Genomic DNA, 24,556 nt, shown 5'->3' with positions numbered 1-24,556 from the left:
CATCTGATCGCTCGTGGGGTTGTTCTGGGGCCTGTCAGATTTTCCGTGCTCGCGACCATTCGGAATCGATACTCTGAACGATTCGGGTCTGTCAGATTTTCTGTGCTCACGGCCTTTCAGCACAGTCACTGTGAACGATTCAGCGGCCAGATTCAAGCCCGAATCCCCGGCTGAATGAATCGCTCCGAATAAAGAATCGCGAACTGATTCATCGCCGCTTTCCAGTCATGTGCGGCGCGCGACCAATCCGCCATGATATTGCGCAGCGCCAGCCAAATCACCTTGCTTGCCGCATCATCGCTCAGGAAATGCCCACGCGTCTTGATGATCTTGCGCAACTTCGCATTCACGCTTTCCAGCGCATCCGTTGTGTAGATGATCTTCCGAGTCTCGGGCGGGAAGGCAAAGAACGGAGTCACCTTGTCCCACGCACGCCGCCTGCTCGCGCCAACGGTCGAGAATTTGTTCCTCGGGGATCTGGTTAAAATGCGGTCAATTCCGCCTCGGCCGCCTTGACATTCGCCGCGCTGTGGATCGGTCGGATCGCCACCGCCAGCGTCTTGCGTTCCTTCCAGTTTGCGTAATCGCGACTGTGGCTAATCAGATTTGTTGCACACGCCAGCGTCCTCGCGAATCTTCACGTGCAGCGCGTCGAAGAAGACGATCGGATACATCGATTCGAGTGGTCGGCCCTGCCAAGCAGTGACTTCAGCCAGGACGGCGTCGGTTACGGAGCTTCAATTCACCGCCGAACGCGCGTCCGATCAGGGCTTTCTTTAAGGCCAGCGACGCGGTGTTGATCGCGTCGGCAATTATTGGGTCGTTGCCCAATTGATCGAGCAATTCCTTCGGAATCGTCGGGAGGTTGCGTTGGCTGCGGTCGCTTTGGGCTTGTGGGGCATAGCAACTCCTTCACGGGGGGTTATGCCGCAAGCACGAATTTTCTGACAGGTCCGTATTACCCGGCCGACTTTGTTTGGCGACCTGGAGTGAGATCCCGATAGGACGGAAGATTTCCTGTTTCCTTAAGAGCTTCCTCATAGGCAACCATCAACTCGTTCTCCACAGTAATGCATGACAGTAATTCGTCTTCATACTCGACAAGCTCCTCGGCCGCTTCATCGGTTTCACTGATCATCTTCTCCAAGGTGGAGATTCTTTCATCCAATAACTGGATAAGAAGCACCAAGGCGTTTCCACTGATTTGAGGCATGATGATCTCCTTTACTGCTTCGGCAAATTTTGACGAGCAAGTTTGATTGATCTCACCACAGCATTACGGGCTAGGTTATCAAGTGCGCCCTTGAATGCTTCGATATGCATGAGATCGACTCTACTTTCAATTTGGTAGTGATTCGCCTGAAATGACTGATTGAATCCAGTGAGGCGAACGAGCAAGGAATCTGGAATAACAGTGCCGCTCGGTATGCCGAACGTGGACCAGCCTTTGGCCTTGAACACATTCGGACGGTCGAACAGTGAGGTGCCGCCACCCGACCTGACCCATTGCTTGTCCGCACTGAGCGAGACATCTGCTTGCCGGCGCTTGCCACTTGGCAACAAGCGAGGTTCGAAATCGGGATACAGAACTTCAGGGGCTGGCTTTTCGTCGATGACTGTCCCGCAAGGGAACTGTTCAGAGCGAACCGAACGGAACAGATCAACTTCAGTCTGCGGCATGGAACCTCCTTGAACAAAACTTCGTTTTTACTACACGCCAATATCAGGTGGCAGATTCTCGTTCTGCCGGCTGATTGTAGAAAGGGACTTCCTCGTCTCGTAGTTGCGGCGCGGAAGTCGCTAAACGGCAATGACGTGCCACGAGGCGATTCTTGCATCTCATCGCGTGAGCTTTCGCGGAGAGAAGTCCATGACAATTGTGCGAGTTGGCATTGATCTGGCCAAGCAGGTTTTCGTTGTCCACGGGGTCGATGAATCCGGCAAGGTGATCGTGGTGAAACCGAATCAGCAGGAAGGAATTGCTCGGCGTCGTGGCTGCTTTTTCCACCTTGCGTGCCCGGCATGAAAGCTTGCTCTGGCGCGTATTTTCGGGCACGGCAATTCGAGCAGTTGGATCATGCGGTCAGAATAATGACGCCGAAGCTGGTCGCACCTTATTGATCGTGTCGGCGAATACGATGCGCTGATCCGGGAGGCGGCGCGCGCCGATGCGCGCAGCAGGCAGCTGATGGAAATGCTCGACATCGGTCTGACGACAGCCAGTGTGCTTCTCGCCAACATCGGCAATCGAACTGACTTCAGGGAGGGGTGCCAATTGGCCAGCCGGACTGGAATTGACGCTTGGGCAATAAGGTTCCTGCGACAAGCCCCGCCTTCGAAGCAGCACGAAGGCAGGTAATGCTCATGGAGGATCTAAATGACGGGCCAACGTCGCGGTGAATGGCCCGGCGCTAACCTCCTGGACTCACTCTCAATTCCGTCTTCAACCAATCCAGACAAGCCCCCACCTTCGCCGACTGCTCCCTCCGGCTCGTCGTCAACGCCCACAGATCGGCCGGCTCCCGCCATTCCGGCAGCACCCGCACCAGCCGCCCTTCGGCCAGCAGCGGCGCCATGTCCCATTCCGCGAGCAGCAGCACGCCATGCCCGTCCAGGCACCACTGCCGGATCACGTCCGCGTGGTTGCTGCCGAAGCGCCCGGTCACGCGCACCGAGGCCATGCCGTCGGGGCCGAGCAGGCGCCAGTTGCCCCAGGCGCGGTCGCGGTCGCGGAACAGCAGGCAGTCGTGGCCGGCGAGGTCGGCGAGCGTGCGCGGCGTGCCGCGTCGCGCGAGGTAGTCGGGCGCGGCGCACAGCACGCGGCTGTTGCGCGCGATCAGATGCGCGATGACGCGCGGCTCGGCCGGCTCGCCCATGCGCAGGTCGATGTCGAAGCCCTCGGCCTGGAGATCGACCGGCCGGTCCACCAGCTCCAGCCACAGGTCGAGCGCCGGATGGCGCGCGCCGAAGGCCGACAGCAGCGGCGCGACATGCTCGCGCCCGAGCCGCACGCTGGTGGCGATGCGCAGCGGCCCGGTCAGTTCGCGCCGGCCCGCGCCCACCAGCTCGCCGAGCGCGTCCATTTCGTCGAGCACGCGGCGCGCCTGGTCGAGCGCGGTCTCGCCCTCGGCGCTGAGTTGCACCCGCCGCGTCGTGCGGTGGAACAGCCGCACGCCGAGCTGCCCTTCGAGGATGCCGATGCGCTTGCTGACGTGCGCCGGCGAGGTGCCGAGCCGCGCGGCGGCGGCCGCGAAGCTGCCCGATTGCGCGACCGCGCAGAACACGCGCAGGTCGGCCACTTGCGGTTCATTGTTCACGAAACGTTGTCCTTTAGGCCACGGATCGGTGGATTCTGCATCGTCCGGGAGTGAATAGCCTTGGCGCTCCCCCTTCCCCCGCCGGGCCGCGCGCCCGGCCAGCCACGCGGAGACGCCATGAACTTCAGACAACGCAGCACCCCCGCCGAGCGCCTGCGGCTCGGCTTCGTCGGCGGCGGCCTCGATTCGGGCATCGGCTCGACCCACCGCTATGCCGCCACGCTCGACGGCCAGTTCGAGATCGTCGCGGGCGTGTTCTCGCGCGACGCGGCGCGCAACGCGGCGGCGGGCGCGGCGATCGGTATCGCGCCCGACCGGCTGTACGGCGATTTCGAGACGATGGCGCGCGCCGAGGCGGCGCGGGCCGACGGCATCCACGCCGTGGCCATCGCCACGCCCAATGCCCAGCACGTGCCGGCGGCGCTGGCCTTTCTGGCGGCGGGCATCGACGTGATCTGCGACAAGCCGCTCGCCACCGACCTCGCCGAGGCGCGCCGGCTCGCGGCGGCGCTGCGGCCCGACGGCCCGGGCTTCGTGCTCACGCACAACTACAGCGGCCACGCGATGGTGCGCGAGGCGCGCGAGCGCGTCGCGGCCGGCGAGATCGGCGCGGTGCGCGTGGTGCAGGTCGAGCACGCGGCGGGCTTCGGCACCCATCCGCTCGAACGCGCGGGCGCGAAAGCGCTTGCATGGCGCACCGATCCGGCCCAGGCCGGCGTGTCGTCGGTGCTGCTCGACGTGGGCACGCATGCGCACCAGCTCGCGCGCTACATCACCGGGCTGGAGGTGGCCGAGGTCGCGGCCGACGTGAACACGCTGGTCGAGGGCCGGGGCAGCGACGACAACGCGCATGCGCTGCTGCGCTTCGACTCGGGCGCGCGCGGCTCGCTGTGGGCCAGCATCGTCGCGGCGGGCAACCGGCACGGGTTGAAGATCAGCGTCTACGGTTCGAAGGCGGCGCTGCACTGGAACCAGGAGCAGCCGGAGGAACTCGTGATCGCGCCGCAGGACGGCCCGCGCGTGGTCGTGCGGCGCGGCGAACCCTGGACCAGCGATGCCGCGAAGCGCGCGACGCGCATCAAGGCCGGACAGGCCGAGGGCGTGCTCGAAGCCTTCGCCAACATCTATTCCGACGCGGCCGAGCTGATCCGCGCGCGCCGTTTCGGCACCGAGGCCAGCGATCACGCGCGCCGCGTGCCGGGCGCGGCGGATGGCGTGAAGGGGCTGGCGTTCGTCGAGGCCTGCGTGCGCTCGGCGCGAGCGGGCGGGGGCTGGACGGCGGTGGCGCAGTGACTGGGCCGAGTCGTCGCCGGCCCGCTCAGGCCACGAAGCGGTAGCCCACGCCCGCCTCCGTCACCAGATGCCTCGGCCGCGAGGCGTCGTCCTCGACCTTGCGGCGCAGGTTGGCCATGTGCACGCGCACGTAGTGCGTGTCCTCGGCATGGCCCGGGCCCCAGACGGCGCGCAGCAGTTGCGCATGCGTGAGCACGCGGCCCGGCTGGGTGGCGAGCTGCACGAGCAGCCGGTATTCGATCGGCGTGAGATGCAGCGGCGCGCCGTCGCGCGTGACGGCGCGCGCGAGCAGGTCGAGCCGCAGGCGGCCGAACTCGATCGCGGTGTCGGCGCCGGCCTCGGCGGTGCGCGCGTGGCGGCGCAACTGGGCGCGCACGCGTGCGGCCAGTTCGCCGGCGCCGAAGGGCTTGACGAGATAGTCGTCGGCGCCGGCGTCGAGCGCGGCGATCTTGTCAGCCTCGGCGCCGCGCGCCGACAGCACGATGACCGGCATGGCCGACCAGCCGCGCAGGTCGCGGATGAGGTCGATGCCGTCGCCGTCGGGCAGGCCGAGGTCGAGCACGACGAGATCGGGCCGGCGCGTGCCGGCGTCGATGAGGCCGCGCCGCCAGCCGTCGGCCTCGACCACCTCGTGACCCTCGGCTTCGAGCGCGAGCCGCACGAAGCGCCGGATCGCGGCGTCGTCCTCGATGACGAGCAGGCGGGCGGGCTGGGTGTCGGTGGTCATGGGGTGGCGGGGTGGTCGGGGGCGGGGGTGGCGCGGGCGGCCGGCGTGGCGGCGTCGGCGTGGGCCTCGTCCGGGCCAGCGTCGGCGATCGCGAGCGCGCTGCCGTCGTCGGCCGGCGGCGTGCCGCGCGGCAGCGTGATCGTGAAGCGCGCGCCGCCGCCCGCGCGATTCTCCGCGCGGATCGTGCCGCCGTGGGCCGCGACGATGGCGCGGCAGATCGCGAGGCCGAGACCGACGCCGGGCGTGGCGCTCTCGCGCTCGCCGCGCGCGAACTTCTCGAACAGCGCCTCCTCGCGGCCGGGCGGCAGGCCGGGGCCGTCGTCGTCGATGGTGAGCTGCACGGCGCCGGCATCGGCGCGTCCGCGCCCGGCGTCGCCGTCGCCCGCCGCGCCGTCGGCCAGCCGCGCCGCGATCCGCAGCGCCGTGCCCGGCGGCGTGTACTTGGCGGCGTTCTCCAGCAGGTTGACGAGCACGCGCTCGAACAGCACGGCGTCGAGATGCAGCAGCGGCAGTTCGGCCGGCAGGTCGGTGGCGACGGGCCGGCCCGCGAGCACGCCGGCGCAGGCCGCGAGCGCGCCGCCGACCGGTTCGTCGAGCGGCAGCCAGGCACGGCGCGGCGTGACCGCGCCCGATTCCAGCCGCGCCATGTCGAGCAGGTTGGTGACGAGGGCGCTCATGCGCAGCGCGGTCTCGCGCATCGCGGCGGCGGTGCGCGCGGCCTCGTCGGGCAGCGGCGGGCGGGCGAGCGCGAGCGTGTCGGCCAGGCCGACGAGGCCGGCGAGTGGCGTGCGCAGGTCATGCGAGATCGCGCCGAGCAGGGCGTTGCGCAGGCGCTCGGATTCCATCTGCACGGTCGCGGCCTGGGCCACGTCGATGTAGTGGATGCGTTCGAGCGAGATCGCGAGCAGCGAGGCGCAGAGGTCGAGCAGGCGGCGCTGCTCGGGGCCGGCGTCGGCGGCGAGCGCGATGGCGAGCACGCCGCGCGTGCGCATCGGCGCGGCGAGCGGCAGCACGAGGCAGGTGCTGGCGGGCAGGGTGTCGGTGCCGCGTCCGGCGGGGCTGGCGTGGTCGAAGGCCCAGCGCGCGAGGCCGGCATCGACCTCGACGGCAGCGCCGGGCAGGGGCGCGAGCCGGTCGCGCTCGTCGAGCGCGAGCAGGGCGCTCGGCGCGTCGAACTCGGCGCTGATGAAGCGCGCGCCGATCTCGGCCACCTGGGCCGGCAGCAGCGCGGCCGACAGTTCGCGCGCCATCTCGTACAGCCGGCGCACGCGGCGCTCGCGTTCGCGCGCGGCCTGGGCTTCGGCCTTGAGGCCGGCGGTGAGCTGGCCGATCACGAGGCCGACCGCGAGCATCACCGTGAAGGTGAGCAGGTATTGCGCGTCGGTGACGGCGAAGGTGAAGCGCGGCGGCACGAAGAAGAAGTCGAACAGCGCCACGCCCACGAAGGCCGCGACCACCGCCGACGCCCGCCCCTGGGTGAGCGCGACGCCGATCTGCGCCAGCAGGAACAGCATGACGATGTTGGTCAGCTCCAGCACGCCCACGAGCGGCATCGCCACGACGGCGACGGCGGCGCAGGCGGCGACCGCGATCGCATGGCCGCGCCAGTGGCGCGCGCCGGCCGGCAGCAGCGGCGCGGGCGGCTCGGCGCGCGCGGTGGCCGGCGGCGCGGCGGCGACTTCGAGCAGGTCGAGATCGGGCGCGAGCCGCGCGATGGCGAGCACGGTCGGCGCGCGGCCGAGCCGGCGCCACCATGCGCGCGCGCCGGGCCGGCCGATGAGCAGCCGCGCCAGGTTGTGCTCGCGCGCATGGGCGACGAGCGCCGGGCCGACCTGGCGCGCGCCGATCACCGCCGTGGTCGCGCCGAGCTGCTCGGCGAGACGCAGCGCGCGCAGGGCGGCCTCGGGCGCGCCGTCGCCGCGCGTGTCCACATGCAGCGCATGCCAGGCGATGCCGAGCTGGCCCGCGAGCCGCGCCGCGCTGCGCACGACCTTCTCCGCCGCGCCGTCGGCGCCGACGCAGGCGAGCAGCGATTCGCGGTTGGGCCAGACCGGCGCGGCCGGGCTGCGCCGGCGCCAGGCCTGCATCTCGCCATCGACGCGATCGGCGGCGCGGCGCAGCGCCAGTTCGCGCAGCGCGAGCAGGTTGCCCTTGCGGAAGAAGTGGGCCGCCGCCTGCCCGGCCTGCTCGCCGAGATAGACCTTGCCGGCCTTGAGCCGCGCGAGCAGCTCGTCGGGCGGCAGATCGACCATCACCACCTCGTCGGCGCCGTCGAACACGCGGTCGGGCAAGGTCTCGCGCACGCGCACGCCGGTGATGCCGCCGACGATGTCGTTGAGGCTGTCGAGATGCTGGACGTTGAGCGTGGTCCACACGTCGATGCCGGCGGCGAGCAGTTCGTCGGCGTCCTGCCAGCGCTTGGGATGGCGCGCGCCGGGCGCGTTGCTGTGCGCGAATTCGTCGAGCAGCACGAGGGCGCCGGCATGCGTGGCGCCGAAGGCGAGCGCGGCGTCGAGGTCGAAGTCGTCGAGCGCATGGCCCTGGTGGAGGACGGCGCGGCGCGGGAGTTGCGGCAGTGCGGCGGCGAGGGCGGCGGTGTCGGCGCGGCCGTGGGTCTCGATGATGCCGGTGACGACGGGCCGGCCCGCGTCGAGCGCGGCGCGCGCCGCGACGAGCATCGCGCAGGTCTTGCCGACGCCCGCCGACGCGCCGAAGAAGATGCGCAGCCGGCCACGCGCGGCGCGGCTGGCGTCGGCGCGCAGGTCGGCGAGCAGGCGCTCGGGGTCGGGGCGGGTGTCGGAGGTCATCGCGGCGGGATCATCGCGCGGCGGGCGGGGTTGCGTCGGACGGCGTGGCGGGCGGCGCGGTCGGCGCCCGGTCGCGTGGCGCCGCCTGCAGCGCCGCGTCGAGCGCGAGATTGAGCGCGAGCACGTTCACGCGCGGTTCGCCGAGCCAGCCGGCGAGCCGGTCCTCGGTGTGGGCAACGATCAGCTCGCGCACGCGGGCCTCGGGCAGGCCGGTGGCGCGCGCGACGCGGGCCGCCTGCCAGTCGGCGGCGGCGCGGCTGATGTGCGGGTCGAGGCCGCTCGCCGACGCGGTCACGAGATCGACCGGCACCGGCGCGGTGTTGCCCGGATCGAGCGCGCGCAGCGCCGCGACGCGGGCGCGCACCGCGTCGGTCAGCGCCGGGTTGCCGGGGCCGAGATTGCTGCCGCCCGAGCCGCTGGCGTTCCACGGCTCGGGCGATGTCGCCGACGGCCGCCCCGCGAAATGCCGAGCGTCGGCGAAGCCCTGGCCGATCAGCGCCGAGCCGACCACGCGCCCGTCGCGCTCGACGAGGCTGCCGTTGGCCTGCGCGGGGAACAGCGCCTGTGCAAGCGCTGTCACACCGAGCGGATAGGCCAGGCCGGTGACGGCTAACAGCAGCGCGAACAGCAGCAGCGCCGGGCGCAGTTGCGCGAGCAGCGACGCGGGCGCGGTCGCGCCGGCCGGGAAGTCGCGCGCGGCAGCGGCGGCGAGGCCGTGGCCGAGGGCGGAGTGCGGTTGGTCCATGTCGTTCTCCTTGCGCGCGTCAGGCCAGGCCCAGCGCCGCGATGGCCATGTCGATGAGCTTGATGCCCGCGAAGGGCACGACCAGCCCGCCCAGCCCGTACACGAGCAGGTTGCGCCGCAGCAGCACCGCCGCGCCCACCGGCCGGTAGCGCACGCCGCGCAGCGCCAGCGGAATCAGCACCACGATCACGAGCGCGTTGAAGATGACCGCGCTCATCACCGCCGACGCGGGGCTCGCGAGCCGCATGAGGTCGAGCGCCGCCAGTTGCGGATAGCTGCCGACGAAGGCCGCCGGGATGATCGCGAAGTACTTCGCCACGTCGTTGGCGATGCTGAAGGTGGTGAGCGCGCCGCGCGTCATCAGCATCTGCTTGCCGGTCTCGACGATCTCGATGAGCTTGGTCGGATTGCTGTCCAGATCGACCATGTTGCCGGCCTCCTTCGCGGCCTGGGTGCCGGTGTTCATGGCCACCGCCACGTCGGCCTGGGCCAGCGCGGGCGCGTCGTTGCTGCCGTCGCCCGTCATCGCGACGAGCCGGCCGGCGGCCTGGTGCTCGCGGATGAGCGCGAGCTTGGCCTCGGGCGTCGCCTCGGCGAGGAAGTCGTCCACGCCGGCCTCGGCCGCGATCGCGGCGGCGGTGAGGCGGTTGTCGCCGGTGACCATGACGGTGCGGATGCCCATGCGGCGCAGCTCGGCGAAGCGCTCGCGGATGCCGCCCTTGACGATGTCCTTCAGCTCGACCGCGCCGAGCACGCGCGCGCCGTCGGCCACCACGAGCGGCGTGCCGCCCCGGCGCGCGATCGCCTCGACATCGGCCTGCACCTCGGCCGGCCAGCGCCCGCCGAGCGCCTCGACATGGCGCCGCAGCGCGTCGGCCGCGCCCTTGCGCAGCGCCCGGCCGCCGGGCAGGTCGGCGCCGCTCATGCGCGTCTGCGCGGTGAAGGGCACGAAGTGCGCGCAAAGGCTTGCAAGCTCGCGCTCGCGCAGGTCGAAGCGGGTCTTGGCCAGCACGACGATGCTGCGGCCCTCGGGCGTCTCGTCGGCGAGCGAGGCGAGCTGGGCGGCGTCGGCCAGCTCGCGCTCGGCGACGCCCGGCGCCGGCACGAAGGCGGCGGCCTGGCGGTTGCCGAGGGTGATGGTGCCGGTCTTGTCGAGCAGCAGCACATCCACGTCGCCGGCCGCCTCGACCGCGCGGCCCGAGGTTGCGATGACGTTGGCCTGCATGAGCCGGCCCATGCCCGCCACGCCGATCGCCGACAGCAGCCCGGCGATCGTCGTGGGGATGAGGCAGACCAGCAGCGCCACCAGCACCACGAGGCTCACCGGCTCGCCCGCGCCCGCCGCCTCGACCGCGTAGCGCGAGAACGGCAGCAGCGTGACCACGACGCCGAGGAAGACGAGGGTGAGCGCGACCAGCAGGATCGTGAGTGCGATCTCGTTGGGCGTGCGCCGGCGCTTCGCGCCCTCGACCATCGCGATCATGCGATCGACGAAGGTCTCGCCGGGGCTGGAGGTGATGCGCACGACGATGCGGTCGGACAGCACGCGGGTGCCGCCGGTCACGGCCGAGAAGTCGCCGCCGGCCTCGCGGATGACGGGCGCGGATTCGCCGGTGATGGCGCTTTCATCGACCGAGGCGACGCCCTCGACCACCTCGCCGTCGGCGGGGATGGTCTCGCCGGCGCTCACGAGCACGATGTCGCCGCGCGCGAGCTGGTCGGCATGCACCGGCGTGACCTGCCACAGATGGGCGGCGGCGCCGGGCGTCCAGCGGTCGAGCCGGTGGGCGGCGGTGCGCTCGCGCAGGCCGCGCAGGCTCGCGGCCTGGGCCTTGCCGCGCCCTTCGGCCAGCGCCTCGGCCAGGTTGGCGAACAGCACGGTGAACCAGAGCCAGAGCGCGACGCCGACGGTGAAGCCGTCGGGCCGCAGCGCCGCGAGCAGGGTCGTGAAGGCGCTGCCGACCCAGACGACGAACATCACCGGATTGCGCAGCTGGGCGCGCGGATCGAGCTTGCGCAGCGCGTCGAGCGCGGCCGGCCGCAGCAGGGCCGGGTCGAACAGGGCGAGGGCGGGGCGGGTCATGACCGGCCTCCTTGAAGGGATGTGACGGGGCGGGGCCGGCGCGGGCAGGCCGCGAGCGTTGCGAGCTTCATCGCGCGCCTCCCGCCGGCACGGCCGACAGCTGCTCGGCCACCGGCCCGAGCGCCAGCGCCGGCACGTAGTTGAGCAGGCCCACCAGCAGCACGATGCCCACCAGCAGCCCGACGAACAGCGGCCCGTGGGTCGGCAGGCTGCCGGCCGTGACCGCGAGCCGCTTGCCGCGCGCGAGCGCGCCGGCCAGGGCCAGCACAGGCACGATCACGCCGAAGCGGCCGAACCACATCGCCACGCCGAGCAGCCCGTTCCAGAACGGCGTATTGGCTGACAGCCCGGCGAAGGCGCTGCCGTTGTTGTTGGCGGCCGAACTCAGCGCGTACAGCAGCTCGCTGAAACCGTGGGCGCCCGGGTTGAGCACGCCCGCGCGGCCGTCCTCGGCCAGCACCGCCGCCGCCGTGCCGCCGAGCACCAGCAGCGGCGTGACGAGGATGGCGAGCGCGACCAGCTTCATCTCGGGCGGGCCGATCTTCTTGCCGAGGTATTCGGGCGTGCGGCCGACCATGAGGCCGGCGATGAACACCGCCGTGACCGCGAACACGAGCATCCCGTACAGCCCCGAGCCCACGCCGCCGAAGGCCACCTCGCCGAGCTGGATCAGCACCAGCGGCACCGCGCCGCCGAGCGCGGTGAAGGAGTCGTGCATCGCGTTCACCGCGCCGCAGGACGCGGCCGTGGTGATGGCCGCGAACAGCCCCGACGCCGCGATGCCGAAGCGCGCCTCCTTGCCTTCCATGTTGCCGCCGGGCTGGAGCGCGCTCGCGGCGCTGTCGAGGCCGAGGCCGGCGAGCGCCGGATTCGCCTGCTGTTCCAGCGCCATCGCCGCCACCGCGCCCGCGACGAACAGCAGCGTCATCGCCGCGAGCACCGCCCAGCCCTGGCGCGCGTCGCGCACCTGGCGGCCGAACACGAAGCAGAGCGCGGTCGGGATCGCGAGGATGGCGAGCATCTGGAGCAGGTTGCTCGTGGCCGTTGGGTTCTCGAAGGGATGAGCCGAGTTGGCGTTGAAGAAGCCGCCGCCGTTGGTGCCGAGCAGCTTGATCGCGAGCTGGGACGCGACCGGCCCGAGCGCGACGCTCTGCCTCGCGCCTTCGAGCGTGACGAGGTCGAGCGGGCCTGCAAGGGTTTGCACGACGCCACAGGCGACGAAGGCCAGCGCCAGCACGGCGCTCAACGGCAGCAGCAGCCAGAGCGTCGCGCGCGCGAGGTCCACCCACACATTGCCGATGCCGCGCGCCTCATGGCCCGCGAAGCCGCGCATCAGCGCCATCGCCACGGCGATGCCGGTCGCGGCCGAGAGGAAGTTCTGCACCGCGAGGCCGAGCATCTGGGTGAGATGGCTCATCGTCGTCTCGCCCGCGTAGCCCTGCCAGTCGGTGTTGGTGACGAAGCTGACGGCGGTATCGAAGGCCGAATCGGGCGCGACCGCGCCGAGGCCGGCCGGATTGAGCGGCAGCCCGCCCTGTAAGCGTTGCAGCGCGTACAGCGCGAGCACGCCGAGGCCGTTGAACAGCAGCAGGCCGAGCGCGTAGCCGCGCCAGTCCATCGTCGCGGCGGGGTCGGTGCCGAGCAGGCGCCACAGCGGCGCCTCGGCGCGCCGCAGCGGGGCGACGCGGCCGTCCATCACCGCGTCGATCCAGCGCGCGAGCGGCAGCGCGACGGCGAGCAGCAGCCCGAGATAGACGAGCAGCAGCATCCAGGCGGCGGAGGTCATGAGAAGTCCTCCGCGCGCAGCAGCGCGATGACGAGATAGGCGAGCAGCCCGCCGGCGATCACACCGGCGAATGCGATGAGGCCGGCGCTCATGGCCGGCCCCGCGCGGGGGATTCGAGCCAGGCGCACAGCCGCGCCAGGCCCAGGGTGGCGAGCCAGAGCAGCGCCGCGCCGGTCAGCCAGAAAACGTCCATTGCCTCTCCTCGTGATGGGGACGAGGCGATGCTAGGAAGCGGCGCGTCAGGCCGGCGACAAGACTGGGGCGGCGGGCATCAAGAAAGCGTCAAGATTGGGAGTGGTGCGTCGGTGCCGTGCGTAACGCCACCTGTCGCTGGCGGCCGAGGTTCACTCTGGCGTCCTGAACCGGCTTCAGGAAAACCGTCATGCCGTTGGTGCTGCCACATGTGTCCGCCATCTTCCTGCGCCGCGTGGCGAGGCGCGCGCGGGCGGCATGGCGCCGTCCGCCGTGGCGCCGCGCCGCCGTGGGCGTGCTTGCCTGGCTGCTTGCCTTCGCGCTCGGCATGGGCGTGTTCGCGCTGCGCGACCGGATCGGGATCAGCTTCGGGCACCGGCCGCTGCTGGTGCTGTTCGTCGTGCCGGCCGCGGTCGCGGCGGCGGTCGGCGGGCTCTGGCCCGGCATGTTCGCGACGATGGTCGTCGCCGCCGGCCTCGCGCTGCGGCTCGACCTCGGCCCCGACGCGGTCGGCGACTACGTGCGCGCCGACCGGCTCGATGTCGGCCTGCTCATCCTGCTGTGCCTGCTGCTGTGCGCGCTCGTCGACGCGATGCGGCGCCAGCGCCGGCTCGCGGCCGCCCAGGCGCAGGCGCTCGCCAACAGCGAGACGCGCCTGCGCCATGTGGTCGAGACCCTGCCCCAGCTGTTCTGGACCTGCACGCCGGACGGCCGCTGCGACTGGGTCAGCGAGCAGTGGGCGCATTACACGGGCGTGCCGGAGGCGGGCCAGCTCGATTTCGGCTGGCTCGACGTGGTCCATCCCGACGACCGCGACACGCTCATGAGCGCCTGGCGTGGCGCCGTGCGCTCGGGCCGCGACTTCCACGGCGAGGCCCGCCTGCGCGGGCACGGCGGCGGCTGGCGCTGGTTCGACATGCGCGGCGCCCGGCTCGTCGATGCCCGGGGCCGGGTGCTGGGCTGGTTTGGCGTCAATACCGACGTGCACGACCTGCGCGAGCTGCTCGACCAGGTCCACCACCAGCGCGACGAACTGGAGGTGCGCGTGCGCGAGCGCACCGCCCAGGCCGAGGCGGCGGCGCGTGCCAAGGGTGAATTCCTCGCCAACATGACCCACGAGATCCGCACGCCGCTGAGCGCCGTCATCGGCCTCGTGCGCCTCGTGCGCGCCCGGCCCGACGACACCCAGGCGCCCGAGCATCTGGCGCACATCGATTCGGCCGCGCGCCACCTGCTCGCGATCGTCAACAACATCCTCGACCTGTCGAAGATCGAGGCCGGCCGGCTCGAACTCGACACGGTGGACTTCGACGTGCGCGCCGTGCTGGAGGAAGTGCGCGACCTCATTGCCCAGGACGCGCAGGACAAGGGCCTCGCGCTCGCCATCGAGACCGACGCCACGCCCTGCTGGCTGCGCGGCGACCAGACTCGCGTGCGCCAGGCGCTGCTCAACTACGCGGGCAACGCGGTGCGCTTCACGTCGGCCGGCCGGATCGTGCTGCGCGCGCGCCGCCTCGACGAGGACGCCGACGGCGTGCAGGTGCGCTTCGAGGTGGAGGACACGGGCTGCGGCATCGATCCGGCGCAGCTCGCGCGGCTGTTCGAGCCCTTCGAGCAGGCCGATGCCTCGACGACGCGCCGCCACGGCGGCACCGGCCTCGGCCTGAGCATCACGCGGCGGCTCGCCCGGCTCATGGGTGGCGACGCCGGCGCGCGCAGCACGCCCGGCGCCGGCAGCTGCTTCTGGTTCACGACCCGGCTGCCGCGCGGCATGCCGCCGGCCCGCGCCGAAGCCGACGACGACCCGGCGGCACGCGCGGCGGCGCTGCTGCGCGCCCGGCACGCGGGCGCGCGCGTGCTGCTTGCGGAGGACAACCCGGTCAATGTGCATGTGGCGCTCGCCCAGCTCGGCGCGGTCGGGCTGGCGGTCGATGTCGCGGCCGACGGGCGCGAGGCGGTCGCCCGCGTTGCCGCCGGCGACTACGCGCTCGTGCTCATGGACATGCAGATGCCGGTGCTCGACGGGCTCGGCGCGACGCGCGAAATCCGCGCCCTCGACGGCGCGGACGGGCTGCCCATCATCGCGATGACCGCCAATGCCTTCGACGAAGACCGCCGGTGCTGCCTCGCGGCCGGCATGAACGGCTATCTCTCGAAGCCCGTCGATGCGCTGGAGCTCTACGAGACGCTGCTGCGCTGGCTGCCGCCACGCGCCGGCGCGCAGGCCGGCGGCGCCTGAAGGCGGGCCGCGCCGGCTGGCGCACTCACGCCGTGCGCCTCGTCTTCGGCAGCAGTGCCGCCACCAGCCCGAGCAGCGGCAGGAAGGCGATCGCCTGGTACACGAAGGCGATGCTCGTGCGGTCGGCCAGCAGGCCGAGCACGGCAGCGCCGAGCCCGCCCATGCCGAACGCGAAGCCGAAGAACAGCCCCGACACCGTGCCCACGCGCCCGGGCACCAGCTCCTGCGCATAGACGAGGATGGCCGAGAACGCCGACGACAGCACGAGGCCGATCACCACCGTGAGCACCGTGGTCCAGAACAGGTCCGCATGCGGCAGCAGCAGCGCGAACGGCGCCACGCCGAGGATCGAGCCCCAGATGACCGGCTTGCGCCCGATGCGGTCGCCGATCGGCCCGCCCGCCACCGTGCCGACCGCCGACGCGAACAGGAAGGCGAACAGATGCAGCTGCGCGTCCCGCACCGTCAGCCCGAAGCGCTCGATCAGATAGAAGGTGTAGAAGCTGCTCAGCCCCGCGACGTAGAAGTACTTGGAGAAGATCAGCACCAGCAGCACCGCGATCGCGCCGGCCACGACGCGCGGCGGATGCGGCGCGACGGCCGCCGCCTTGCGCGCGCGGTTCGCCACCGCCGGATGGGCCGCATACCAGCGGCTCACGCGCAGCAGCAGCGCGATGCCGAGCAGCGCCGCCAGCCCGAACCACGCGACGCTGCGCTGGCCGAAGGGCACGATCACCGCCGCCGCGAGCAGCGGCCCGATCGCCGTGCCGGTGTTGCCGCCCACCTGGAACAGCGACTGCGCGAGCCCATGCCGCCCGCCCGACGCGAGCCGCGCGATGCGCGACGACTCCGGATGGAACACCGACGAGCCGAGGCCCACGCAGGCCGCCGCGAGCAGCACCACCTCGAAGCTCGGCGCCAGCGCCAGCAGCAGCAGGCCGGTCAGCGTCGCGGCCATGCCGAGCGGCAGCGAATGCGGCTGGGGCCGGCGGTCGGTGAACAGGCCCACGAGCGGCTGAAGCAGCGAAGCCGTGAGCTGGTAGGTGAGCGTGATGAGGCCGATCTGGCCGAAGCTCAGCGCGAAGCTGCCCTTCAGCACCGGGTACATGGCCAGGATCAGCGACTGCATCATGTCGTTGATCATGTGGGCGCCGCTGATGGCGCCGAGGATGCCGAAGGCCGGTCCGGACGCTGCCGGGCGGCCGTCGGGCCGGGCGGCGCCATCGAGCGTGGCGCTGGCTGACTTGCTCATGGGAAAGCTCGCGAGGTGACGACAGGGACGTGCGAGCATGAAGGCGGCAGGCGCAGGCTGTCTCGCGCCAATCGACCATCAACCATCGCGAAAAGGACATCCGCGCCATGAGCCCGCCGCCCGCCCTGGCGACCTCGCTGCAGGAGATCGAGGCGGCCGTGTCGCCGGTCGCCGCGCGCCAGACCGACTACCCGGCCGGCTGGTGCGTCGCGCCGCATGCGCATTCGCGGCATCAGCTCATCCACGCGGTGCGCGGCGTGATGGTGGTCGAGGCCGAGGCGGGGCGCTGGGTCGTGCCGCCGACGCGCGCGATCTGGATGCAGGCAGGCATGACGCATGCCATCCGCTGCATCGGCGAGGTCCACATGCGCAGCCTGTTCGTCGCCGTGGACGCGGCGCCCAGGTTGCCGGCGCGCACCCAGGCGGTCGGCATCGCGCCGCTGCTGCGCGAACTGGTGCGCGCGGCGATGGAGGTGAGCCAGCCCTATGCGCCGGCCTCGCGCGACGGGCGGCTCATGCGGCTCATCCTCGACGAGCTGCGCGCGCTGCCGGTGCTGCCGCTGCATCTGCGCATGCCCGCCGATGCGCGCCTGCAGCAGATCTGCGACGCGCTCCAGCGCCGGCCCGACGACGCCTCGACCCTGGCCGACTGGGCCACCCGGCTCGACGTGGACGTCAAGACGATCCAGCGCCTGTTCGCCAGGGAAACCGGCATGACCTTCGGCCAGTGGCGTCAGCAGGCGCGGCTGCTGCGCGGGCTGGAGCTGCTCGCGACCGGCGCCAAGGTCATCGACGTGGCGCTCGCGCTCGGCTACGACAGCCCGAGCGCCTTCGCCGCGATGTTCCGCCGGCATTTCAATGCGGCGCCGGGGCAGTTCTTCGACGCGTGAGGCGCGGCCCCGGCGGCTTCAGGCCTTGCCGTCCAGACGCGGCACGAGCCGCACGCGCATCACCGCGCCCGCCGCGATCAGGCAGGCCGCGCCCGCCACCACCAGCGCCGGCCCGTAGCTGAACAGCACCGCGCGCGTCAGCCCCGCGCCGTAGGCGGCGGTGGCCGCGCCGAGCTGATGCGCCGCGAACACCCAGCCGAACACCACGCCCGCGCGCTCCTTGCCGAACTCGGCCGCGCACAGCTTGACCGTCGGCGGCACGGTGGCGATCCAGTCGAGGCCGTAGAACATCGCGAAGCCCGACAGCCCGAGCAGCGTGAAATCCGCATGCGGCAGCCACAGCAGCGACAGCCCGCGCAGGCCGTAGTACCAGGCCAGCAGCTTGCGGTTGTCGAAGCGGTCCGACAGCCAGCCCGACAGCGTCGTGCCCACCAGATCGAACACGCCCATCATCGACAGCACCGACGCCGCCGGCACCGGGCCGAGGCCGTAGTCGCCGCACAGCGAGATGAAATGCGTCTGCACGAGGCCATTGGTGCTCAGCCCGCAGATGAAGAAGGTGAGCGCGAGGATCCAGAAGGTGCGGTTGCGCGACACCGCCGCGAGCGTGCGGAACGGCGCGAGGAAGTCGGCGGCGGGCAGCGGCGCGGGCGGCGCGTCGGCCGGCTCGCCGTAGGCGCGCAGGCCGAGGTCGGCCGGATGGTCGCGCAGCAGCAGCAGCACGAGCGCGAACACGCCGAGCGCCGCCGCGCACACCGGCAGCACCGCCGTGCGCCAGCCGACGTGCTCGACCAGCCAGGCCGCGAGCGGCAGGAAGACGAGCTGGCCCGTCGCGCTGCTGCCCGCGAGCAGGCCCATCACGAGGCCGCGCCGCTCGGTGAACCAGCGGTTGGCGACCATCGCGCCCAGCACCATCGCCGTCATGCCGGTGCCGAAGCCGAGCATCAGCCCCCACACCAGAAAGAGCTGGCCGAGCGAGCCCGCGTGCGTGCCCGCGAGCAGCGCGACGCCGATCAGCGCCGCCGCGAAGGCGACCACGCGCCTCAGCCCGAAACGCAGCATGAACACCGCCGCGAACGGCCCCATGAGCCCGAACAGCGCGAAGCGCACCGCGAACACCGACGACAGCGCGTCGGTGCTCCAGCCGAATTCGCGTTCGAGCGGTTGCAGCAGCGCGCCGGGCAGGCCGAGCGCGGCCGAGGTCACGAGCATCGCGACGAAGGTGACGGCGGCGACGATCCACGCGTAATGGATGCCGTGACGCCCGAGGCGGGCGGCGAGAGGGCGGGCGAGCATGGCGGTCCTTCCGGGTGACGGTTGAAAGATTGCGGTCGCAATCTAAATTATGATTGCGCTCATCGTCAAAGACTTTTGCCGGAGGGCAGGCCATGAGGGTCACGAAGGAACAGGCGGCGCAGAACCGGCAGGCGTTGCTGGACGCGGCGGCGCGGCTGTTCAAGGAGCGCGGCATCGACGGCGTGGGCGTGGCCGAGATCTGCGCCGCCGCCGGGCTGACGCACGGCGCGCTCTACAAGCATTTCGCCGACAAGCAGGAGCTCGCGGCCTGCGCACTCGCCGACAGCTTCGGGCGCGGCTTCGACCGGCTCGCCCGGCCCAAGGCCGGCGCGCCGGCCTCGCATGAAGACCTGCTCGCGCGCTATCTCACGCCGGCCAAGCGCGACAACCTCGCCGACGCCTGTCCGCTGCTCGCCTCGGCCTGCGAGATCGGCCGCCAGGGCGAGGCCGTGAGCCGCAGCTATGCCGAGTCCTTCGTCACGCTGCGTGACGCGGTGCTCGCCGGCCTGCCCGACACGCCCCAGCGCGAGGCGCTCGCGACGACGATCGTGGCCGCGCTCACGGGCGCGATGGCGATTTCCAGCGGCGTGCTCAAGACCGACCGCGAACTGGCCGACGACGTGCTCGAATCTGTCGCGACGGTGCTGCGCGGCCTCGGCGCCGCGCGATGAACGAGGAGGGACGGACGATGACGATGCATGCGGGTGGTTGCCTGTGCGGCGGCGTGCGCTTCGGCGTGAGGGGCGAGCTGCCGCCGATCCAGGTCTGCCATTGCAGCCAGTGCCGGCGTGCCCAGGGCGGGCCGCTTGCCACCAACCTGCCGCTGCGGCGCGAGCAGTTGCGCTTCGAGCGTGGCGAGGCGCTGCTGCGCGCCTATGAATCGTCGCCGGGCAAGCGGCGCTGGTTCTGCTCGGTCTGCGGCTCGCCGGTGTTCAGCGACCGCGACGGCCTGCCGGGCGTGGTGCGCCTGCGCGCGGGGCTGCTCGACGGGCCGGTCGCGGCGCGGCCGGGGCTGCATCAGCATGTGGCTTCGGCCTGCGACTGGTGGCCGGTGGAGGACGACGGGCTGGCGCGGCACGCGGGTGGCGTGCCGCCGGCGACGGCCTGAAAGCGCTTGCGGCGCGGACGGCGGTGTCGGCCGCCGCAAGCGCCCCGATCGCTTCGGGCGCCTCAGCCGCGCCCGCCGTCCCAGCCGCCGCCGAGCGCGCGCACCAGCCGTACCGTCGTCTGGTACTGCGCCGACCTCACCTGCAACTCGCCGCGCCGCGCCGCGAATTCGCTGCGCTGGGCGTCGAGCAGGTCGAGCTGGCTGACGAGGCCGTTGCGGTAGCGCGTCTGCGACAGCGCGGTCGCGCGGCTCGCGGACTGCACGGCGCGCGCCTGCGCCTCGGCCTGTTCGTCGAGCAGGCGCAGCGTCGAGAGCTGGTCCTCCACGTCGCGGAAGGCGACGAGCACGCGGTCGCGGTAGTCGGCTACCACGCCGTCCAGATCGGCCTGGGCGCCGCGCGCGAGCGCATCGCGCCGGCCGCCGTCGAACACCGGCAGCACCAGCCCGGCGCCGATGCCCCACACGCGCGCCGGCCAGGTGAACAGGTCGGACAGCTCGGGCGAGGCCTGGCCGCCGCTCGCGGTGAGCGACAGCGACGGCAGCCACGCGGTGCGCGCGATGCCGGCGCGCAACTGGGCGGCGGCGAGGCTGCGCTGGGCGGCCGTCACGTCGGGCCGGCGCGCGAGCACGGTGCTCGGCACGCCGGCCGGGATCGCGGGCAGGGCCGAGGTCCAGTCGGCGGGCGCGAGCGTGAACGTGGCCGGCGCCTCGCCGAGCAGCGCGGCGAGCGCGTGTTCCAGCGTGGCGCGGCGGGCGTCGAGCGCGAGCGCCTCGGCTTCGGTCGCGGCCACCTGGGTGCGCACGCGCACCACGTCCAGCTCGCCCACGTCGCCGGCGGCGTTGCGGCGCTCGGTGAAGCGCAGGGTGTCGCGGTAGCTGGCGAGCGTGTCGCGCACCAGGCGGCGCTCGTCGTCGGTGGCGCGCAATGCGAGATAGGTGGTCGCTACCTCGGCCTCGACCAGCAGGCGCGCGTCGCGCAGCAGCGCGGTGCTGGCCTCGGCGTCGAGCGCGGCGGCGTCGGTCGCGGCGCGCAGGCGGCCGAACAGGTCCACTTCATAGCTCAGGCTCGCGCCGAGGCTGAAAGCGCTTGCGGCCACGCCGGGCCGCAGCGTGGTGATGCCCCGGCTCGCGCCGGCGCCCACGTCCACCTGCGGCAGTTCGTTGGCGCGCGTCGCGCCGAGCAGCGCATGGGCGCGGGCGAGATTGGCGGCGGCGCGCGCGAGGCTCGCATTGCCGGCGAGGGCGCGATCGACGAGCTCGTCGAGCGTCGGGTCGTTGAAGGCGGTCCACCAGTCGCCGCGCGCGTCGGCCTCGGCGGGCGCCGTGCCGGCGCGTTGCGGGCCGGTTTCGCGGAAGGCGGCGGGCACGGCCGGCAGCGCGGCCGGATCGACCGGCACCGGCGTGGCGCAGGCGGCGAGCAGCGCGGCGGAGAGGACGGCCAGCGCGAGGCCGGCCGGACGGCGCGCGCCGGTCGCGCGGCTGCCGGCGTTGCCGACAGCGCTTGCAATGCCTCGCGCCCGGGTGATCGCGCCGGGCAGGCGCTTGTTGTTCTGGTTCATGTGATCCCCCGATCGTTCATTCATGCGTGCCGCGCGGCGCGGCGGGATGGGGCAGGGCGGCGGCACCGCCCGCGCCGTCGGCGGCAACCACCGGCGCGTGCTGGCCGCCGTGACGGCTGAGCGGCCGGTTGCCCGCGAGGCGGCGCAGCAGCACGTAGAACACCGGCGTGAGGAAGAGGCCGAAGGCGGTCACGCCGATCATTCCCCCGAACACCGCGACGCCCATCGCGCTGCGCATCTCGGCGCCGGCGCCGCTCGCGAGCACCAGCGGCAGCACGCCCATGACGAACGCGGTCGAGGTCATGAGGATGGGCCGCAGCCGCAGCCGGCTTGCCTCGATCGCGGCCTGCACCGGCGTGCGGCCCTCGAACTCCAGCTCGCGCGCGAACTCGACGATGAGGATGGCGTTCTTCGCGCTCAGGCCGACGAGCACGATCAGCCCGATCTGCGTGAACACGTTGTTGTCGCCGTGCGAGAGCCAGACGCCCGTCATCGCGGCGAGCAGGCCCATCGGCACGATGAGGATGACCGACAGCGGCAGCGTGAGGCTTTCGTACTGCGCCGCGAGCACGAGGAAGACGAGCAGCACCGCGAGCGGGAACACCCACAGCCCCGAGTTGCCGGCGAGGATTTCCTGATAGGTCAGCTCGGTCCATTCGTAGCCGATGCCGGGCGGCAGCGTCTCGGCCGCGATGCGCTCGACCGCCGTGCGCGCCTGGCCCGACGAATAGCCCGGCGCCGGCCCGCCGCTGATGTCGGCGCTCAGGAAGCCGTTGTAGCGCATGGCTCGCTCGGGGCCGGCGGCCGGCCGCACGTTCAGCAGCGCCGACAGCGGCACCATCTGGCCCGAGCTGGAACGCACGCGCAGCTGGCCGATGTCCTCGGCGCGGGCGCGGTAGGCGGCGTCGGCCTGCACGCGCACGCTGTAGGTCCGGCCGAAGCGGTTGAAGTCGTTGACGTACAGGCTGCCGAGATAGACCTGGAGCGTCTCGAACACATCCGTCACCGCCACGCCGAGCTGGCGCGCCTTCGCGCGGTCGAGATCGGCGAACAGCTGCGGTACGTTGATCTGGTAGCTCGAAAACAGCCCCGCGAGTTCGGGCGTCTGCATCGCGCGGCCCATGAAGGCCTTGAGCGCCGCGTCCATCGCCTCGTAGCCGAGCGAGGCGCGATCCTCCAGTTGCAGCTTGAAGCCGCCCGTCGTGCCGAGGCCCTGCACCGGCGGCGGCGGGAACATGACGATGAAGGCATCGTCGATGGCGGCGTACTTCTGGTTGAGCTGCTGCGCGATCGCGGCGCCCGACAGCGACTTGTCCTTGCGCTGGTCGAAGTCGGTCAGGCTCGCGAACACGATCCCGGAGTTGGAGCTGTTGGTGAAGCCGTTGATCGACAGGCCCGGAAAGGCGATCGCGTGCTCGACGCCGGGCTGGGCGAGGGTGATCTCGCTCATGCGGCGGATGACGGACTCGGTGCGGTCGAGCGTCGCGCCGTCGGGCAGTTGCGCGAAGCCGATGAGGTACTGCTTGTCCTGCGCCGGCACGAAGCCGCCCGGCACGGCCTGGAACAGCCCGGCCGTCACCGCCACCAGCAGCGCATAGCCCGCGAGCATCGCGCCCTTGCGGCCGATCGCGCCGCGCACGCCCCGACCGTAGCCCGCCGCGCCGCGCCCGAAGGCCCGGTTGAAGCGCGCGAAGAAGCCGCCGAGCACGCGATCCATCGCGCGGGTCAGCGCGTCCTTCGGCGCGTCGTGGCCGCGCAGCAGCAAGGCAGCCAGCGCGGGCGACAGCGTGAGCGAGTTGACGGCCGAGATGACGGTCGAGATCGCGATCGTCAGTGCGAACTGACGGTAGAACTGGCCCGTCAGCCCGCTGATGAAGGCGAGCGGCACGAACACCGCCACGAGCACGAGCGCGATCGCCACGATCGGCCCCGACACTTCCTTCATCGCGCGATAGGTCGCGTCGCGCGGCGACAGACCATCCTCGATGCCGCGCTCGACGTTCTCGACCACGACGATCGCATCATCGACCACGATGCCGATCGCCAGCACCAGGCCGAACAGGCTCAGCGCGTTGATCGAGAAGCCGCCGAGCAGCATTACCGCGAAGGTGCCCACGACCGACACCGGCACCGCGAGCAGCGGAATCACCGACGCGCGCCAGGTTTGCAGGAACAGGATGACCACCAGCACTACGAGCGCGACCGCTTCGAGCAGCGTGTGCACGACCGACTTGATCGACGCGCGCACGAACTGCGTCGGGTCATAGACGATCGAGTAGTCGATGCCTTCGGGCATCGTCTTGCGCAATTCGGCCATCGTCGCGCGCACGTTGTCGGAGATGCTGATCGCGTTCGAGCCGGGCGCCTGGAAGATCGGGATGGCCACAGCCGACTTGTTGTCGAGCAGCGAGCGCAGCGCATAGTCGGCCGCGCCCAATTCGATGCGGCCGAGGTCGCGCAGGCGCGTGATCTCGCCGTTGGCGCCGGTGCGCACGATGATGTCGCCGAACTCCTCCTCGTTACGCAGCCGGCCTTGCGCGTTGACCGACAGTTGCAGCTCGACGCCCGGCAGCCCCGGCGAGGCGCCGACCACGCCGGCCGCCGCCTGCACGTTCTGCTCGCGGATCGCGGCCACCACGTCGCCGGCCGACAGACCGCGCGCCGCGACCTTCTGCGGATCGAGCCAGACGCGCATCGAGTAGTCGCCCGAGCCGAACAGCTGCACCTGACCCACGCCGTCGATGCGCGCGAGCCGGTCCTTGACGTTGAGCACCGCGTAGTTGCGCAGATAGGTCATGTCGTAGCGGCCGTCGGGCGACAGCAGGTGGACGACCATCGTCAGGTCGGGCGCGCTCTTGATGGTGGTGATGCCGAGCCGGCGCACCTCCTCGGGCAGACGCGGCTCGGCCTGGTTGACGCGGTTCTGCACCAGCTGCTGGGCCTTGTCGGGATCGGTGCCGAGCTTGAAGGTGACGGTGAGCGTCATGAGGCCGTCGGTGGTCGCCTGGCTGCCCATGTAGAGCATGCCCTCGACGCCGTTGATCGACTCTTCGAGCGGCGTGGCCACGGTCTCGGCAATCACCTTGGGGTTGGCGCCCGGGTATTGCGCGCGCACCACGACCGACGGCGGGACGACCTCGGGATATTCCGACACCGGCAGCACGCCGATCGCGATGAGGCCCGACAGCAGCATCAGCAGCGAGAGCACGCCGGCGAAGATCGGCCGGTCGATGAAGAAGCGGGAGAGATTCATCTTCGGGCT

18 protein-coding genes and 2 pseudogenes are annotated in these 24,556 nt (G+C 71.6%); 6 read left to right on the top strand and 14 right to left on the bottom strand.

Annotated elements, in window-relative coordinates; all coding sequences use genetic code 11:
• Window positions 1-152: 152 nt before the first annotated feature.
• The 3 genes and pseudogenes from H566_RS28310 to H566_RS28970 all read right to left on the bottom strand — a co-directional run.
• Window positions 153-737, bottom strand: a pseudogene (locus tag H566_RS28310) (transposase); the annotation flags it as partial.
• A gap of 221 nt (window positions 738-958) precedes the next feature.
• A complete protein-coding gene (locus H566_RS28975) occupies window positions 959-1,213 on the bottom strand; it encodes a hypothetical protein (RefSeq protein WP_156924401.1) in 255 nt (84 codons plus the stop codon).
• 11 nt (window positions 1,214-1,224) lie between these two features.
• Window positions 1,225-1,680: a Tse2 family ADP-ribosyltransferase toxin gene (locus tag H566_RS28970; protein ID WP_156924400.1), complete on the bottom strand. Its 456-nt coding sequence runs from the start codon at window positions 1,678-1,680 to the stop codon at window positions 1,225-1,227.
• Between the two features lie 190 nt (window positions 1,681-1,870).
• Between H566_RS28970 and H566_RS30560 the strand changes: the two are divergent.
• Window positions 1,871-2,118 (top strand): annotated as a pseudogene (locus H566_RS30560) (IS110 family transposase); the annotation flags it as partial.
• A gap of 293 nt (window positions 2,119-2,411) precedes the next feature.
• Here H566_RS30560 and H566_RS0111535 read toward each other — a convergent pair.
• Complete coding sequence (locus tag H566_RS0111535; protein ID WP_028311549.1) at window positions 2,412-3,317, bottom strand: LysR family transcriptional regulator; 906 nt, start codon at window positions 3,315-3,317, stop codon at window positions 2,412-2,414.
• A gap of 117 nt (window positions 3,318-3,434) precedes the next feature.
• On the opposite strand from H566_RS0111535, the gene H566_RS0111530 reads away from it, so the two are divergent.
• Window positions 3,435-4,610, top strand: coding sequence for a Gfo/Idh/MocA family protein (locus H566_RS0111530; protein WP_028311548.1), 1,176 nt, complete (start codon window positions 3,435-3,437; stop codon window positions 4,608-4,610).
• 25 nt (window positions 4,611-4,635) lie between these two features.
• On the opposite strand, the gene H566_RS0111525 is transcribed toward H566_RS0111530, so the two are convergent.
• From H566_RS0111525 to kdpF, 6 genes are all read right to left on the bottom strand, one after another.
• Complete coding sequence (locus H566_RS0111525; RefSeq protein ID WP_028311547.1) at window positions 4,636-5,337, bottom strand: response regulator; 702 nt, start codon at window positions 5,335-5,337, stop codon at window positions 4,636-4,638.
• Window positions 5,334-8,144 carry a DUF4118 domain-containing protein gene (locus tag H566_RS24620; RefSeq protein ID WP_084545011.1) on the bottom strand — a complete coding sequence of 937 codons (2,811 nt, stop codon included), beginning with the start codon at window positions 8,142-8,144 and terminating at the stop codon, window positions 5,334-5,336. The genes H566_RS0111525 and H566_RS24620 overlap by 4 nt, the downstream gene beginning before the upstream one ends.
• Window positions 8,145-8,154: 10 nt before the next feature.
• Window positions 8,155-8,889, bottom strand: coding sequence for a potassium-transporting ATPase subunit KdpC (gene kdpC, locus H566_RS24615; protein WP_084545010.1), 735 nt, complete (start codon window positions 8,887-8,889; stop codon window positions 8,155-8,157).
• Between the two features lie 19 nt (window positions 8,890-8,908).
• Window positions 8,909-10,972 carry a potassium-transporting ATPase subunit KdpB gene (gene kdpB, locus H566_RS0111510; RefSeq protein ID WP_028311546.1) on the bottom strand — a complete coding sequence of 688 codons (2,064 nt, stop codon included), beginning with the start codon at window positions 10,970-10,972 and terminating at the stop codon, window positions 8,909-8,911.
• Between the two features lie 67 nt (window positions 10,973-11,039).
• Entirely contained in the window at window positions 11,040-12,758 is a 1,719-nt protein-coding gene (kdpA, locus tag H566_RS0111505) for a potassium-transporting ATPase subunit KdpA (protein ID WP_028311545.1), read from the bottom strand.
• Window positions 12,755-12,850 (bottom strand): K(+)-transporting ATPase subunit F, encoded by a 96-nt coding sequence (kdpF, locus tag H566_RS28305; RefSeq protein ID WP_084545009.1) that lies wholly within the window; start codon window positions 12,848-12,850, stop codon window positions 12,755-12,757. Before kdpF ends, kdpA begins: the two co-directional genes overlap by 4 nt.
• 290 nt (window positions 12,851-13,140) lie before the next feature.
• On the opposite strand from kdpF, the gene H566_RS29630 reads away from it, so the two are divergent.
• The gene (locus H566_RS29630; protein ID WP_051378669.1) at window positions 13,141-15,189 is read left to right on the top strand and encodes a hybrid sensor histidine kinase/response regulator; all 2,049 of its coding nucleotides are present in this window, start codon (window positions 13,141-13,143) and stop codon (window positions 15,187-15,189) included.
• A 25-nt stretch (window positions 15,190-15,214) separates the two neighbouring features.
• Here H566_RS29630 and H566_RS24605 read toward each other — a convergent pair whose 3' ends face one another.
• Window positions 15,215-16,441, bottom strand: a complete 1,227-nt coding sequence (locus tag H566_RS24605; protein ID WP_051378668.1) for an MFS transporter — start codon at window positions 16,439-16,441, stop codon at window positions 15,215-15,217.
• Window positions 16,442-16,518: 77 nt separating this feature from the next.
• On the opposite strand from H566_RS24605, the gene H566_RS0111480 reads away from it, so the two are divergent.
• Entirely contained in the window at window positions 16,519-17,331 is an 813-nt protein-coding gene (locus H566_RS0111480) for an AraC family transcriptional regulator (protein WP_425387940.1), read from the top strand.
• An 18-nt stretch (window positions 17,332-17,349) separates the two neighbouring features.
• Here the strand turns inward: H566_RS0111480 and H566_RS0111475 are convergent, their stop codons facing one another.
• Window positions 17,350-18,627 carry an MFS transporter gene (locus tag H566_RS0111475; protein WP_028311543.1) on the bottom strand — a complete coding sequence of 426 codons (1,278 nt, stop codon included), beginning with the start codon at window positions 18,625-18,627 and terminating at the stop codon, window positions 17,350-17,352.
• Between the two features lie 92 nt (window positions 18,628-18,719).
• On the opposite strand from H566_RS0111475, the gene H566_RS0111470 reads away from it, so the two are divergent.
• Together H566_RS0111470 and H566_RS0111465 are read left to right on the top strand one after the other, a co-directional pair.
• Window positions 18,720-19,298: a TetR/AcrR family transcriptional regulator gene (locus H566_RS0111470; protein WP_028311542.1), complete on the top strand. Its 579-nt coding sequence runs from the start codon at window positions 18,720-18,722 to the stop codon at window positions 19,296-19,298.
• A gap of 17 nt (window positions 19,299-19,315) precedes the next feature.
• Window positions 19,316-19,735, top strand: a complete 420-nt coding sequence (locus H566_RS0111465) for a GFA family protein (protein ID WP_211238078.1) — start codon at window positions 19,316-19,318, stop codon at window positions 19,733-19,735.
• 62 nt (window positions 19,736-19,797) lie between these two features.
• Here H566_RS0111465 and H566_RS24600 read toward each other — a convergent pair whose 3' ends face one another.
• Window positions 19,798-21,294 carry an efflux transporter outer membrane subunit gene (locus H566_RS24600; RefSeq protein ID WP_084545008.1) on the bottom strand — a complete coding sequence of 499 codons (1,497 nt, stop codon included), beginning with the start codon at window positions 21,292-21,294 and terminating at the stop codon, window positions 19,798-19,800.
• A 16-nt stretch (window positions 21,295-21,310) separates the two neighbouring features.
• The gene (locus H566_RS0111455) at window positions 21,311-24,547 is read right to left on the bottom strand and encodes an efflux RND transporter permease subunit (protein ID WP_028311540.1); all 3,237 of its coding nucleotides are present in this window, start codon (window positions 24,545-24,547) and stop codon (window positions 21,311-21,313) included.
• Between the last annotated feature and the right edge of the window lie 9 nt (window positions 24,548-24,556).

Origin of the sequence: Derxia gummosa DSM 723, assembly GCF_000482785.1 — a bacterium.
Lineage (GTDB): Bacteria > Pseudomonadota > Gammaproteobacteria > Burkholderiales > Burkholderiaceae_E > Derxia > Derxia gummosa.
Note: the sequence above shows the minus strand (reverse complement) of the source record. Positions and strands in the feature narration are given on the sequence as shown.